Origin of the sequence: Pseudomonas sp. 21 (assembly GCF_000955805.1) — a bacterium.
Classification (GTDB): Bacteria; Pseudomonadota; Gammaproteobacteria; order Pseudomonadales; family Pseudomonadaceae; genus Pseudomonas.
Genome location: NZ_JYOA01000003.1, coordinates 302,550 through 316,514 on the forward strand (window position 1 = coordinate 302,550; position 13,965 = coordinate 316,514).

At 55.8% G+C, this 13,965-nt stretch carries 15 protein-coding genes and 1 tRNA gene; 12 read left to right on the forward strand and 4 right to left on the reverse strand.

All coding sequences use genetic code 11. The annotated features are described in order from the left end of the window. Nucleotides 1-36 precede the first annotated feature (36 nt). The 6 genes from UB43_RS06995 (at nt 37) to UB43_RS29065 (ending at nt 4,777) form a co-directional block, all read left to right on the forward strand. Nucleotides 37-309: a DUF2790 domain-containing protein gene (locus tag UB43_RS06995; RefSeq protein ID WP_045209717.1), complete on the forward strand. Its 273-nt coding sequence runs from the start codon at nt 37-39 to the stop codon at nt 307-309. An 82-nt stretch (nt 310-391) separates the two neighbouring features. Next, nucleotides 392-1,612 carry a cytochrome c biogenesis protein DipZ gene (locus tag UB43_RS07000; RefSeq protein ID WP_045209718.1) on the forward strand — a complete coding sequence of 407 codons (1,221 nt, stop codon included), beginning with the start codon at nt 392-394 and terminating at the stop codon, nt 1,610-1,612. A gap of 89 nt (nt 1,613-1,701) precedes the next feature. Then, nucleotides 1,702-2,376 (forward strand): DUF4410 domain-containing protein, encoded by a 675-nt coding sequence (locus UB43_RS07005; RefSeq protein WP_052969514.1) that lies wholly within the window; start codon nt 1,702-1,704, stop codon nt 2,374-2,376. Between the two features lie 783 nt (nt 2,377-3,159). Continuing rightward, nucleotides 3,160-3,339, forward strand: coding sequence for a hypothetical protein (locus tag UB43_RS29530; RefSeq protein WP_124182451.1), 180 nt, complete (start codon nt 3,160-3,162; stop codon nt 3,337-3,339). Between the two features lie 40 nt (nt 3,340-3,379). Beyond that, on the forward strand, nt 3,380-4,555 hold the full coding sequence (locus UB43_RS29060; protein WP_256204904.1) for a reverse transcriptase family protein: 1,176 nt from the start codon (nt 3,380-3,382) through the stop codon (nt 4,553-4,555). Between the two features lie 3 nt (nt 4,556-4,558). Beyond that, nucleotides 4,559-4,777 (forward strand): retron Se72 family effector protein, encoded by a 219-nt coding sequence (locus UB43_RS29065; RefSeq protein WP_082085797.1) that lies wholly within the window; start codon nt 4,559-4,561, stop codon nt 4,775-4,777. A gap of 317 nt (nt 4,778-5,094) precedes the next feature. Here UB43_RS29065 and UB43_RS29535 read toward each other — a convergent pair whose 3' ends face one another. Next, entirely contained in the window at nt 5,095-6,300 is a 1,206-nt protein-coding gene (locus UB43_RS29535) for a hypothetical protein (protein WP_156160364.1), read from the reverse strand. Nucleotides 6,301-6,857: 557 nt separating this feature from the next. On the opposite strand from UB43_RS29535, the gene UB43_RS07010 reads away from it, so the two are divergent. The 5 genes from UB43_RS07010 (at nt 6,858) to UB43_RS07030 (ending at nt 10,596) form a co-directional block, all read left to right on the forward strand. Next, on the forward strand, nt 6,858-7,073 hold the full coding sequence (locus UB43_RS07010; RefSeq protein ID WP_023084896.1) for a hypothetical protein: 216 nt from the start codon (nt 6,858-6,860) through the stop codon (nt 7,071-7,073). A gap of 22 nt (nt 7,074-7,095) precedes the next feature. After that, nucleotides 7,096-7,311, forward strand: a complete 216-nt coding sequence (locus tag UB43_RS07015) for a hypothetical protein (RefSeq protein WP_045209719.1) — start codon at nt 7,096-7,098, stop codon at nt 7,309-7,311. After that, nucleotides 7,304-7,693, forward strand: coding sequence for a hypothetical protein (locus UB43_RS07020; RefSeq protein WP_045209720.1), 390 nt, complete (start codon nt 7,304-7,306; stop codon nt 7,691-7,693). The genes UB43_RS07015 and UB43_RS07020 overlap by 8 nt, the downstream gene beginning before the upstream one ends. A 627-nt stretch (nt 7,694-8,320) precedes the next feature. Then, entirely contained in the window at nt 8,321-9,616 is a 1,296-nt protein-coding gene (locus UB43_RS07025; protein WP_045209721.1) for a hypothetical protein, read from the forward strand. Next, nucleotides 9,616-10,596: a tyrosine-type recombinase/integrase gene (locus tag UB43_RS07030; RefSeq protein ID WP_045209722.1), complete on the forward strand. Its 981-nt coding sequence runs from the start codon at nt 9,616-9,618 to the stop codon at nt 10,594-10,596. The genes UB43_RS07025 and UB43_RS07030 overlap by 1 nt, the downstream gene beginning before the upstream one ends. An 18-nt stretch (nt 10,597-10,614) precedes the next feature. On the opposite strand, the gene UB43_RS07035 is transcribed toward UB43_RS07030, so the two are convergent. From UB43_RS07035 to UB43_RS07050, 3 genes are all read right to left on the reverse strand, one after another. Then, nucleotides 10,615-11,082, reverse strand: a complete 468-nt coding sequence (locus UB43_RS07035; protein WP_045209723.1) for a hypothetical protein — start codon at nt 11,080-11,082, stop codon at nt 10,615-10,617. Nucleotides 11,083-11,508: 426 nt separating this feature from the next. Further along, a tRNA-Gly gene (locus UB43_RS07045) sits at nt 11,509-11,582 on the reverse strand. A gap of 152 nt (nt 11,583-11,734) precedes the next feature. Beyond that, nucleotides 11,735-12,628 (reverse strand): alpha/beta fold hydrolase, encoded by an 894-nt coding sequence (locus UB43_RS07050; RefSeq protein WP_037011257.1) that lies wholly within the window; start codon nt 12,626-12,628, stop codon nt 11,735-11,737. A 500-nt stretch (nt 12,629-13,128) separates the two neighbouring features. On the opposite strand from UB43_RS07050, the gene UB43_RS07055 reads away from it, so the two are divergent. Next, the gene (locus tag UB43_RS07055; protein WP_045209725.1) at nt 13,129-13,962 is read left to right on the forward strand and encodes an ABC transporter substrate-binding protein; all 834 of its coding nucleotides are present in this window, start codon (nt 13,129-13,131) and stop codon (nt 13,960-13,962) included. Nucleotides 13,963-13,965 lie beyond the last annotated feature (3 nt).

Here is a 13,965-nt window from a genome sequence, read left to right on the forward strand (position 1 = left end):
CGCCGGCCAAACCCGACACAGGACAGGAGAACCACCATGAAAGCCATCCAGCTTGCCAACGCTTGCCTCTTCGCTTCCCTCGCCGCCTTCGCCAGCTTCGGCGCCCAGGCTGCCGACTCCCAGCCCGCCGAGCCGTACCACTACGGCCAGAAACTGGACGTGAAGCAGGTCGTCGCCATCCAGGAAGAGGCTGCGTCGCCCTTCGACTGCGGCATCGTCAACGCCCGCATGGACTACCTGGACTCCCACGGCAAGCCGCACAGCGTGGCCTACCGCAAGTTCGCCACCAACTGCAACGAAGGCGGCTGATTCCCCTGGGCCGCGGCCACGGAAGGCTGCGGCGTTTATCCCAAGCGTGACCCCCACGGGCCGACGGCCCACCGAGGTGCCCATGTTGCTCATCGCCTTTCTCGGCGGGGCGCTGACCCTGCTCAGCCCCTGCATTCTTCCCGTACTGCCCTTGCTGCTGCAGCGCGCCGGCGGCCCGGCGTGGTCGCCCTGGGTGACCTTGCTCGGCCTGGCCAGCGGCTTCGCCGTGCTGGCGAGCCTGGCGACCGTCTCCAGCAACTGGGTGATTGCCGCCAGCGAATGGGGCCGGTGGTTTGCGCTGGTGCTGCTGTCGGTCTCTGCACTGGCGCTGCTCTGGCCGCGCTTCAGCGACTGGCTGGCGCGTCCCTGGGCCTGGATCGGCGATCGTCTGCACGGTGAAGCCCGGCGCATGCCGCCGACGTTCTCCGCTTGGGTGATGGGCTTTGCCGCCGGCCTGCTGTGGGCGCCCTGCGCGGGGCCGGTGCTGGGGCTGATTCTCTCCGGCGCCATGCTGCAAGGCCCGAGCGCGCAGACCAGCCTGCTGCTGTTCGCCTACGGCCTGGGTAGCGCCACCGTGCTGGGCATCGTGCTCTTCGCCGGTCGCCGGCTGATGCAGCAGATGCGGCCGCGCATGGCCGTCATAGAAGGCCTGCGCCGCGCCACCGGTGTACTCGCCCTGCTGGCCGTGGTCGGCATCGCCAGCGGCACCAGCGCGCAACTGGCTTCCGGCAGTTCATCCACGCTGGTGAACAGCCTGGAGCGCAAGGTCATCGACGGCGTGCCGGCGCTCATCAGCCAGCTGATGCCCGGCGACATGGCCCACGGCGCCGAACGCCTGCCCGACCTCGGCCCGGCTCCCGAACTGCAAGGCGCGGTGGAGTGGATCAACAGCCCCGAACTGAACCTGCGCGACTTGCGCGGCAAGGTGGTGCTGGTCGACTTCTGGACCTACGACTGCATCAACTGCCAGCACAGCCTGCCGTATGTGAACGCCTGGGCGAAGAAGTATGCGGACCAGGGCCTGGTGGTGATCGGCGTGCATACCCCGGAGTACCCCTTCGAACGCGTGCCGGCCAACGTTCGTGAGGCGGTGAAGCAGCACGATATCCACTACCCCGTGGCGCTGGATAACCAGTACCGCCTCTGGAACGCCTTCGCCAACCAGTACTGGCCGGCGCACTACTTCATCGACGCCCAGGGGCGGATTCGCCACCTGTCGATCGGCGAGGGCGGGTATGAGGAGCAGGAGCAGGTGATTCAGGCGTTGCTGGAGGAGCGGGATGGGGCGAAGGCTGGGGTGTGAGTGAGCGATGGGGTGGATGGGATATCCGCCCCTTCCCCTTGTGCTGCTGAGTGATGTCAAAATGAGTTCATTGCTGACAGGGAGGTCGTATGAAACTGATCGCTGCATTGCTGATGGCGTTGCTGGTGGGGTGTTCTGCACAGGTGAAAAGGTCTGCTGAGGAACCACTGGCGCTGTATTCCGACACGCGTGGCGCCATCGTCCTCAACATCACGGGCACCGAGCGGGTACAGAGCAATGCCGAATGGGACGTACTGCGCAACGTCTGGATGAATGCCATGCAGCGCCAGGCTGTGGTGGCAGGCATGAAGTACTCGGAGCAGATGGGGGAGACACGCCTGACACAGGCACCCGCGACCCTGGTCCGGATCAACGTCACGAACTTCCGTTATCTGACCACCGGTGAACGGGTGAACCTTGGAGTGATGGTCGGCAACGCCTGGGTCAATTCCGAGGTGCAATACCTCGATGGACAGACCGGCAAGCTCATGGGCTCGCGCAACTACGACACATCGTCCAGTGCGTGGGAGGGGATTCTTTCGGCGATGACCGACAAGCAGCTTGAAGCGTTGTCGCAATCAATTGTGGCGGATGTACGCGGCGCGAGTGCGCTTGCCCGATCCCAACCTGTCGCGAACTCGCCATCGAAGGCGGCCGAACAAGCCTCCCTTGAGCAGAAACTCACCGAACTGCAGCAGCGCAACCTGCCGTATGAGCAGTATCAGCAAGAGTACCGGCGGATTGTGGAGGCCGAAAAAGCCTGACGCCTGATTCCTCCTCCGTTGCAACGCAAAGGCCGTATCGTCGGATACGGCTTCTGGGACGCACACCCAGGCGCGGCTTGGTGCCTGCCACTGCCGCTCGCGTGAAGGGCAATAGGTCAAGGAATGGCGTGGGGACCCGCTCGTTCTTCTCTTGCCCCATGCGACCTAAGGTTTAGATAGGCGCCCAAAGGACTGGGCCAGAAAACAAAAGCCCTCGGCAACTTACGCTGTCGGGGGCTTTTATTTGAGATTCTGGAGCGGGCGAAGGGAATCGAACCCTTGTGGCCTGCATTTCATTGCGTCGCAGTGTGTTGCTTTGCGGGCGGATCCCGGAGCCTTCTGGTTCGGATTCATGCCTCTTTATTCCATCGTTTTCGACATTTTTTCGACAGCCTCGAGTCGTACATCTTCTCGATCTAGTGCTCGGGATGGAGCGATGGCGTATTGACATCTAGACGCCAAATTAGATAGCTTTTTCGCTGCAGGTGTATCTCGCCTGTTTTTCGCTCTTTAAAAATGCTTTCTTGGAAATCCACGAGGGAAACGATGCCTCTGAGTATCGAGGCGATCCCATTGGGATCATGACCGGCCCCCCGCGCCCCTTTTGCCCGCTGCCTGCGCATATGTCCGCGCGCACCGCGAGCATCAGAGGTCCATGCGACGGTTGTCTGGCGTAATGGTAGAAGAGTCCACCTAGTTCAATATTAATATCCCTTGTCTCCGGCGGAATTGGTCTGGCGCGTCCTAGTGACGCATATATCAATTACTTAAGGAGTTATAACGATGTATATTCTGGTTGTTGTAAAATTTTCTAAGAAAGTAAAGAGCACTCAGCCGGTTGGTGGAGACACTACTGGATTGGGCAAAAAAATTGTACTAGGTGTGGTTAAAGCACTGACCGTTTCGGCTTTGCTTGGCTTGGCTAAGAAGGTAATCGCTTTTATTAGTGAGATTGCTGGATAACCGACTCTCTACCCTTGCTTTTCTTAAGGAATGTATGGCAATGGATAAGCCTTACTACCCGTATCGCCCAATATCTTCAATTGATGCTCTCGCAAGAACCTTAGGCGTCGTGCCTAAGCTTCTTTGTGATCTCGCCGATGATCCTGCTAGCTCTTATGTGAAGTTCACAATTTTCTCTAAGAACGGAAAGCAACGAGATGTATATGAGCCGAAGTATGAGTTGAAGAGGCTTCAGAAAAGAATTAACTCTAGGATTTTTGAACTCGTAATTTTTCCTAGCTACCTACAAGGTGGAATAAAGGATGTGGAATTTCCTAGGGACTATATCGAGAATAGTAAGATTCATGCAGGATCTGGTGCTCTTGTTAGTGTGGATATAAAGGATTTTTATAATTCCATTCGAGAGCCCAGTGTTTTATCGATTTTTAAGAATTTTTTTAGTTTCCCGGACGATGTGAGTTGTTTGTTGACTCGACTCGTCATGCTTGAAGGTAGAGTTCCACAAGGCGCATGCACTTCTAGTTATGTGGCTAATCTTATTTTTCATAACTCAGAGTATTCGTTGGTTAGCAAGTTTCGAGCTAAGGGTTTGGCGTATTCGCGTTTGCTAGATGACGTTACAGTCTCTGCTACTAAGCCTATTTCCCAGGAAGAGTCGACGCTAGCCATTAAGTCAATAGCCGCAATGGCTCGTAAGCATGATCTTCGCCTTAATTCAAAGAAAACAAAAGTTGAGCGGTCAGATGATATAAATGCAGATTATGCAGTGACCGGAGTATGGGTTGGGCATGGCGTTCCAAAGCTGAGAAAAGATGAACGCCGCCATATAAGGCATCTAGTTTATATCTGCGAGAAAGAGTACGCGAAAGACTGCTTCAGTGTAGAGTATCATTCGCTATGGAATAGAGTGTCAGGTCAGGTTTCGAAGTTGACCCGCTTGAAACATGCGCAGGCTAAATCTTTGCGTGAGCGAATGGGTAATATTCTTCCTAAATATGATTTTCAAGCAAAAGCAAAAATAATTTATGAGTGCAGTAGGCTCTTGAGGAGGCCTGTCTCATCTCATAAGAAAATCGGAGTAATAAATAACTATCGACGGTTGATATATTCGATAGGGATTTTGTCTCGAACAGATAGGTCAACAGCTAAAGCCTTGAGGCGACAGTTAGTCGAGAGATTTGCAGGCGTTCCTAGTAAGGCTGAGATGTGGAGTTAAAGTATGGCTGAGCGAGAAGATACCCATAAGGGCGTAGTTAGTGCATACGACACCTTTAAAGGTTTTGGGTTTATTCGCCGAGAAAAGGGGAAAGATGTCTTTTTCTTTTATGACGAAATCGAAGACGATGGAATTGCAGTTGGCGATGTTGTTGTATTTTCTTTGAGAGATTTACCGAAAGGACCAAGAGCATACGGAGTTAGAAAACTAGCGATTTCCTGAGGCGCCGCGGAGTCTGGTTTTCTGTAGAACAGTGTCCTAGAATTGATAGGTTTATTTTTGTCCCGCCCCCCTTGAAGCTTAGTCTATTGACTAAGCAGAAGTGTCTGCATATTTGTGATCTTTAGTCTTTCGACCATATATTCCATCGCTGATGGTTTTTCTAAGTCTCTACCTGCCCCTTTGTCCGTGTTTTTTTGAGGTTATACAGAGGCTTCATGTCTCTACCCCGGCCCTTTGCTCGCTGCTTGCGCCTATGTCCGGGCGAGCCGCGAGCACCAGAGGTCGATGCGGATGTCTGGTAGGAGTTTTACGAATTCCTACTGTTGATTGCCTCTCAGCCAAAGAGCGGTTTCTTCCAACTCTGAGTTTCTTTTGATAACCTCATCCACTTCTCTATTTGCAAGCACTCCTTTGGGGTGGAAGAAGTTCTGTTTTCTCCAGTCAAAAATAAAGTCTGGCTTGAAGCTTAGATCAATATTGTTTCTTTTCTTTACTGTTCTGGCGGAGTTTTTCCTGAATTCAGTGTAAAACTTGTTAAGTTTGTTTAGTTTTAAGTCAAGATCTCTACTGTCAGTTAGGTTCGCTTCAATATAAAAACCGAAAATGCTAGGGAATGACCCTATTAATGATATGTGGGGGTCTTCGACTGTATATAGAGTTTTCCCTGGATGGTCTGCATAGCTGAAGTCTAAATCCAATCCATGTGGGACGGATGTTTTAAAGTCATAGTAGTAGGTGCTGTCAATAACTCCTTCAAAATGTCCCTCGATATAGATTGCAGCTGGAAAGCTCTCTAAGCGAGATTTTGATCTTATGTCGGAGTCGAGATTGGACCTGCAGTCAATACAGAAGGAAGTTCGCAGCGATGTTGGGCGATGGAAGGCTCGATAAAACGCCGCTCGCGTTTCACACATTCCCGCGTCTATTTTTTCGTGCACCTCGTCTGGCAGTAGAGTTAAAACTCCAGTAAGGGTGACGGCGTATTCAGAATAATTCTCCAGCATGATTTCCGGAATCAATACTGGAATAGGGCAGCAGTTGTCTTTAATTAGAAGTCGGTCTGAGAGGTTTTCTTTTTTTTGTGGGTCTTCTTCTAAAAGAAGTCCATTAAATGTGTCTGGGAAGAGATAAGCAATGCAAAATTTTCCGTCATCAGTTTTAATTGGCGGCAAGGCCTGAACTGGAAACTGAAATGAAGTGAAATTAGCGTTTAAGACTTTGTCTTTAATTATTCTTCGTGACTCGAAATCATATTTCGTTCCCGTAACTTTAGCTTGAGAGTCCCGTGTAATTGTAGGGACATATGACATGGGGCGGTAAGTCGGAGCGTATCGGCTAAGGACTCCACTTACTGTAATACATGTGCCAACTTTTAATCTAGAGCTGAAAAAATCATCTGTGAGTTTTTCTACTCTATATGGAGTTGTCAGTCGTGACTTGCCTTTGGTTATTGCTATTTTCCCCAGTTTGCGAAACGGCTGGAAAATGTCAATTGCAGTTTGTAAGTTACTTAAAAGTTCCATTTTGCCGTATCCGATTTAAACATTCGCAGTTGAAGGGGCAGGAATAAAACTGATGTAGATGAGCTATTTTTTGATTTTCACTCGAGAAGTCTAAAATGGTTGTTATCTATTCTCTCCATTTCCTTTCATCCTTGGGGAAAACCAGCGCAAAGTTAATATCTTGGTTAGTGCTATCCCGCGTCTTGATTGGGCAATTTTGAGTTTGCATCATCGTATTCAGGGCTAGTCTGCCCAATCTCAGGGGCAATTTCGCCGCAGATTAGCCACAAGCGGTAGCTTGGAAACAATACTTGGAGCACTTCCAGTTCCTCGGTGCTCATTCGAACGCTTTTGAAGCGGACGCTATGCCAGCGTTGAAAGCCAATTTCGCTCTCCTTCACCAGCCGGTCCATTCCTGCCTTAGATATAAGTGTTCTAGCTCTGCTCTGTATTGATTCCATAAAGGTCTAACAAGGCTCTTGTGGAATAGTTTCACTGGAAAATATAGTTGCCATATTCCAGTGCAATTATTCCACTGGATGAATTTGGCTATTGGAACGAATAGTGACGGAACGAGCATGGAACTGGAAGAGCTGAACCCCAGCGCCCTGGTAGGGCCGCAGCAGGATTTGGAGCGCATCGAGAAGTGGGCTGACCGAAACGGCATTAGTTACGGCATTGCCCGAGCATGGGTATACCGGGGCATCTTGCCTTCCGTGAAGCTCGGCAAGCTGCGCGTAGTGAATAGCGCATTGCTCCGCGCCTGGTTGCTGGAACAGGAGTGGACGGCATGAACGACGGAATGGGAGAACGACTGTGAGCAAGGAGAGATGGAATCTGGACCTGTGCGGCATCGTCACCTTCGCGGAGATGTGCAGCGTGACTTACGACGAAGCGGCCCAGTGGGCGGAGGACGGCACCGTCCCGAGTATCCAGATGGGCTGCTTCCGCATGATCAACCTTGCCCGCTTCCGCGATGACATGGAGCGCGGCAAGGCCACCTTCGGTGCGGGGGATTACAACCATGACTAGCTCGTCCATCACCCTGGATGCTCAGAGCGCAGTGCACTACCTGGGCCAGACCGTCCTGATCGAAATGGTGTTCGATGAAGAGCCAGACCCAATCTGGCGCTGGGTACGTGTCGTTGGTGTTGTGCTCCCCGCCGAAGGCCTGCGCGGTGGGCCGCATTTCCTGACCCTCAAGCCCGGAGCAGAAAAAGCATTCGCGGATGAAGCCTTCTGGGAAAACATCCGCACGATCCGGGTGATGCGGTACCGCGACCGGCACGGTTCCGGCAACGTACTGGGCCGCGTCACCCACCCTGACGACTCGCGCTCAAGGGCCGCGCTCCCGGCTCGTCGGAACAGCTCCACCGTTCCGGCGAACGGAAGCACGGGCGGAGCGAACCCTTGAACGCATGCCCCTCATCAGCCTCGGCCGGTGAGCGTGGGGCAGCTTCTCCGCCCCGCGCTCCCGAGCCCTCGGCGGCAAGAGCGGGATGACAAGGGCAGCGCCCTTGGTGTGTTGGTGGCGTCAGCCATCAATGAAGCTGATGGCTCGGAACGCCTGCTCCTGACCTTGAATGTCGTTCCGTCACTATTCGTTCCAGTGCGTCTAGGACGGGCTTTCAGCCATCAAATCAAACGATTAGTCGCGCCGCCGGCTGTTTGATTCAATACCCATATCCCACTGCAAAACCTCGATAGCGCAGATGAACCGGCGAGCGCGCCTGTTTATCCGTGCCGGGCCAACTCATGCCTGCGAAAAGGCAACGGAGGCAGCGCGATGCAACTACCCGACTGGACCTATGACCTAGTGCTGTTGGCGTTGGCTTTCCTCTTGGGCGCGCTCTCGGTCCTGGGATCTTCCTCGCCTGCGGTGGCGTTTCCCTATTGAGGGTCGAGAGCTGGGCGTTGGCCGCGCCCCCGGCAAGTAGCGTAAGGCACGAGCGCCCTGCCGGAGGGCGCGGCCGACGCCCCTGTAACACGTCGGATAACCCACTGATCACTGTTTCATTACGTAGCTATTTGGAGCACTTCAATGACCAAGCCAAAGCATCAAGTCCGTGTCACGGTTAAGTCCGCTGGCGAGATTTACGAGTCGCCCGAGGGGCGCCTGTTCTTCGACGACAAGCTGGCCAAGTTCACTGATCTGTCCGGTGTGCGCTTGCTGCGCTGCGGTGTGGATACGGTCCGCCAGCTATACAACGGCATGATCCGTCTCGAAGTGATGGCGCTGTTCGATGAGCCGGAAGACGTCGTGGAGTTCGCCGGCTACCAGTGGGTCAAGGGCAGGGTAGGGCGCGATTCCGGCTACCAGTACCGCCTGCAGAACGCCGATACGGGCCTGATCCTGCTGATCAAAAATCACAACGTAAAGCTGGAGAACATCGGGCCGCACCTCAAGATCGAGGTATCCCCACACGCCCTGGATGGCGCTGACCCGGCGATCCTGCAAGGCATGCTCGATGACCTGGCTAGTGCCGTGCTCGCTCACTGTGAAACGAACCAGTGCGCCGTGCATCTCGCGCTGGATGTGCAGGGCTGGACGCCGTCCGCGGACATCGTAGAGCGCATGCGCTGTCGTTCGACTCGTGTGCGGCAGATCAGCGGCATCGACCGTATCGAGTTCCATGGCAACGCCTCGGTGTATGGGCGTGGTGAGACCTTCATGTTCGGCTCGGCCAACGGTATGCAGCTCTGCATCTACAACAAGACGCTTCAGGCACGTGCTACCGACAAGCTCGATTACTGGAGCAACGTATGGGCGTCACTGAATGGTGATCCCTTTGGTGATGGGGAACCTGCCTACAACCCAGAGGAAACCGTGTGGCGTATCGAGTTTCGCTTCCATCACTCGATAGTCCAGCAGTTCTCCGAAGGCTCCAAATTGTCCTCGGGTGAGGTGATCGGTTGTCGTACCTACGCCGGCCTATGTCCGCACCTGCAAGGCCTGTGGGAATACGCCTGCGACAGCTTCCGGCTGCTGCTGAAAGACCCGAAGTGGTACGACCCTTTCTGGTCGCTGATCACGCTGGATACCAAGGTCCAGGTAGAGGCCGATCCGCTGATTGAGCGCACCGAGTATCGCCGCTACTACAAGACCGCACAGGGCTTCTCCGGCAAGAACTGCGAGATGTTCCTTGGTCAGTTCGCCAGCCTGATCGCGCGGGAGCGCATTCCCTCAAAAAAGGCACTTGAGGTCGGGAGAACGCTCCCCTTCTGGCATGTGATCGAAGACCACTACACGGCCAAGGGCTACAGCACTCGCGACCTCGAGAAGCACATCTGCGGGCTAATCAATGATCGCTACTTGAGGCGTGGATACGCCATCTGATGAGCATCACCAAGCTCCCCGATGGCCGCTGGTTCGTCGATGTCGAGCCGATCAAGGGAAAGCGTTTCCGCAAGCGGTTCAAGACCAAGATGGAAGCGCAGCAGTTTGAAGCCAATGCTCGTCAGAAGTGCTCCGAGAACCCGGGCTGGACGATCAAGCCGAAGGACCGCCGCAAGCTCTCCGAGCTGGTCGAACTCTGGTACGAGTTACATGGCCAGACTCTGGCGAACGGTAAGCGCTGTGTGGCTATTCTGCGGCTGATAGCGAAGGATTTGGGGGACCCGGTGGCGGTAGCCCTGGAGCCGGCGAAAGTGGCCCGTGTGCGTTCCTTGCAGGTCGCTAAAGGCATGTCGGGCAAGTACGCCAACAACCGCCTTGGCTACCTCAAGTCGATGTACAACGAGCTACGACAGCTGGGGACCGTCGACTACGAGAATCCCGTTGGACGCATGCGCCCCCTGAAGCTTCAGGAGAAGCCGCTGTCATACCTGACCACGCATCAGGTATCTGAGCTGCTGGCCGCGCTCGATGCTCGTACCACGTCGCCGCATCCGAAGATGGTTGCTCGGATCTGCCTTGCGACAGGTGCTCGATGGGGAGAAGCGCAGGCACTGACCCTGGATCGCTTGAAGGGCAATACGCTGATCTTTGCCAATACGAAGTCGAAGCGCGTTCGCTCGGTTCCGATCTCTGAAGGGTTGGCCAAAGAGATTCGCGAGCACTGGCAGACCCATGGATCGTTCACCAACTGCCTCGGCGTGTTCCGCATCGTACTGCTGTCCACGTCGATCAAGCTCCCGAGAGGCCAGGCCAGCCACGTGCTGCGGCATACGTTCGCGAGTCACTTCATCATGAACGGTGGGCACATCGTGACGTTGCAGCACATCCTGGGGCACGCGTCGCTATCGATGACGATGCGGTATGCACATCTGTCAGTGGATCACTTGGCTGATGCAGTCAGATTTGGGCCGCTGAGATAGGCAAAGTGATAGCAAGAGCTACGCCTCATTTATGAGCATGTAGATCTCGTCATTTGACGTGTTCTTTAGCAAGGAAATCATATGTTCTTCGCCTCCGCGCCAGAACAGAAATAGATTCTGGTCGCTTGCTGAGATGGCGAATTGCTTTCCTAGAAACCCATCAAGTGTCGGCTTCCAGTCCCAAGGGAGCACTTTGCCGTTGGGAAGTTGGAACGAAGTTCTTTCTGTTGGAGAGAGGGAGCTAATCGCTAGGGGCGCTGACCGGACTTCCCATTTGAGGATTTCGTTTTCAGAGAAGATGCGCAGGTATGCGTTGTCGTTCGTGCTGATGACCAGTTCTCTGCCGTTGAAAGCGTACTGGTGGAAGATTTTTCCGTTGATACCTGATGCTTCAATTTCTTTGTTCTTCTGCTGAGCAGCTTGAACTGTCTCGCCGAACGAGCCGTGCTCGTTTAGAGGGTCCACGAACGTTGCATCAATCAACATATTGCATTCCTCTACGGGCAACAGGGCAGCTTCGCTAATTCTCTGAGAGCCATCCTGGGGAGGAGTTGCGCAGAGCGCCAGTCACTGAGCTTACCTGGCTGCCAGGATCACAGGGGCACTGTCGCTCGCAGGCCAGAACACGAGGCCAAACGGTTCCGTCCTGACTAGAACTCCAGGCTCGTCGACTTGCCATTCGCGCATGTCTTCAGCCGTCTCGATGACTGCTTCAATCACTCCCGACGTCCGGCCTGACTCGATCAGCACAGGATCGCCAATCCTCACAGGGTTACCACAGGGGTATCGCATGCGGTGCCTCCTTCCATGATGGCAAGCGTGCAGTATCGACACTTTTTCGACACCTTCCCGCCCCCCAAAAACGCAAAACCCCCGAAACGCTAGGCATTTCAGGGGTTCGGCAGGGTGTTCTGGAGCGGGCGAAGGGAATCGAACCCTCGTCATGAGCTTGGGAAGCTCAGGTAATGCCATTATACGACGCCCGCTTGGGGGTGCCTTTTTACCAGAAGGGCGGGGCTTAGTGAAGCCTTGGGCGGTCGGGCGTGCCGAGTGGATGGCATTCGTGAACACGGTGGCGCAATGAAAAACCGGGGGCGGAAGGTCTGGGGCCAGCCCCCGGCTGTGTGCGCTGGCTGCATCAGCCCACCATGGCGGCGATGGGCACGCCCTGGCTGCTGGGCAGGTAGGGGTTGGCCAGGACCGGGTGGCGCTGCGGCTGGAGGAAGGTCAGGAGGGCGTCCTGGGTTTCCTGCCAGGCCTTCTTGTGTTCCACGTCGATGAAGTGGCCGGCGTTGCGGATGGTGCGGAACTCGCAGTCGCGGATCAGTTGCTGGAACAGCTTGGCCTCGGCCGGGGTGGTGTAGATGTCCAGCTCGCCGTTCATGAACAGCAGCGGGATGTCGATGGCGGCAAACTTCTCCATGTAGCTCTCGGCACTGAGCTTGAGTACCTGGCAGACGTGGAAGTGCATCTGCTGGTATTCGTGCTCGTCGAGACCGGCGACGTGGCGGAAGTTGTAGCGCTTGAACAGTTGCGGCAGGTAGCGACCGATGGTGTCGTTGACCAGGTTGCCGATGTTGGTGCGGTCGCACGCGGAGAGGTAGTCCAGGCCGCGGTGCAGGTAGTCCAGCATCGAGGCGTTGAGCAGCGGCGAGAAGGAGTTGATCACTGCCTTCTGGATCCGCGCCGGGCGTTCGGCCAGCGCCAGCAGGGTGGCGACGCCGCCCCAGGAGAAGGACATCACCACGTCGGCGTGGTAGTGCTCGATCAGGCCGAGCAGCAGCTGCGCCTCGTACTCCTTGGTGATGAACTCGCGGCAGTCGTTGTGGGCCCTCGACCGGCCCGCGTACGGCTGGTCGTAGCAGACGACGTTGAAGTGCGGTTGCAGGTATTTCACCGTTTGCGCGAAGGAGGCGGTGGTTGCCAGCGAGCCGTTGACCAGGATGATGGTCTGCCGCGCTTCCCTGTTGGCGTGAAACTCCGTGTGTACCCGATGTTGCTGAATCTCGACGACGGCGGTTTCCGGCCTCATGTCGTATTCCTCCAGACGCAGGTCATGGTGCGCATCCACCATCGGATGCGAAGAAAGTACCCAGGCAGAGGAAAGCGTCTTGACGTGACAGCTTCATGTCACTCGACGAAAGTTAATAATTTCTTTGTTTTCAATTGCTTAAGACATCAAAAGGCGACGCGCCGAAACCCGTGAGGGCGCGGACGGAGGCTTCTGATCAGGCGGGGGGAAGGTGCGGCTTGGGGAACAGCTGCCGCGAAAATCATTGTTGGCTGCGCTGCGTGACTCGTTGGTCACGCTTGAGCCAGAGTTAAGCAGGGTGGTCTGGCACCTGCAACAGCCACCGAGCGCTTGAGTCACATCGTTTGGCCAAAATCCGACGAAATGACATTTCTCTGCGCGATTGTCCGGCGCTTTGGATAAGCCGGATTACACTCTTGTGATAGCTGTAAAGCCCCTGCCGAAGACGAGCGAACTTGCCGTGCTCCCCCTGAGGCCGATACCGCGTGCGGAGCGGGTCCATGGCACTTCACCGAAAGTTCGTCCCACTGCTGGTCCTGGCCCCGGCCGTATCGCTGTGTGCGGAAGCCATGGCCGAGGATCGCTACGGCTGCGAACAACCGGTCGCCGTCGCCTACACCCGCAACGTGGTGTTCTTCCATGACGACGTCGGCATCGACCCGGACCTGATCGCCGAACTGGGCAAGCGCACCGGCTGCCAGTTCGAGACGTCCGTTCGTCCACGCGACGAAATCTGGCGCAAGCTGGAAAGCGGTGAACTCCAGATGGGCACCAGTGGCGTGGCGACGCCGCAGCGCCGTGCCTACACCTACCTGCTTCCCTACCTGTACATGCGCAACAAGCTGATCGTGCGTTACGACCTGGGCGAGATGAACAGCCTGGACGCCTTCCACGACATGCCCGGTGCGCGTCTGGGCGTGATCGCCGGCTACCGCCACGGGCCTTTCATCGACGGCATGCTGCGCATCCTGCGCGCCGAAGGACGGGTGGTGGAATACAAGGACGATGCGGCTCGCTTCACCGCGTTGCTCAACGGCGACGTCGAGGGCGTGATCGGCCATGAGATGAATCTTGAAGGAGCGGTGAGTGATCGTCGTCAACGCGAGCGCTTTCATGTGGTAGATGTCATGCCCGGGCCGGCGACACCCCACAACCTGATGCTCTCGCGCAAGCGCTTCACCCCGGCGCAAAGCGCCGAGTGGATGCGACTGCTGGAGACGTTGTGGCTGGACGGAACCCTGGCCCGGATCATGCGCAAGAATGCACCGCCGCAAGTGGCGGAAGGACTGCTGGACAGCGGATATCGCTACAGCTCCACGGACAGAGGCTGGTAAAGG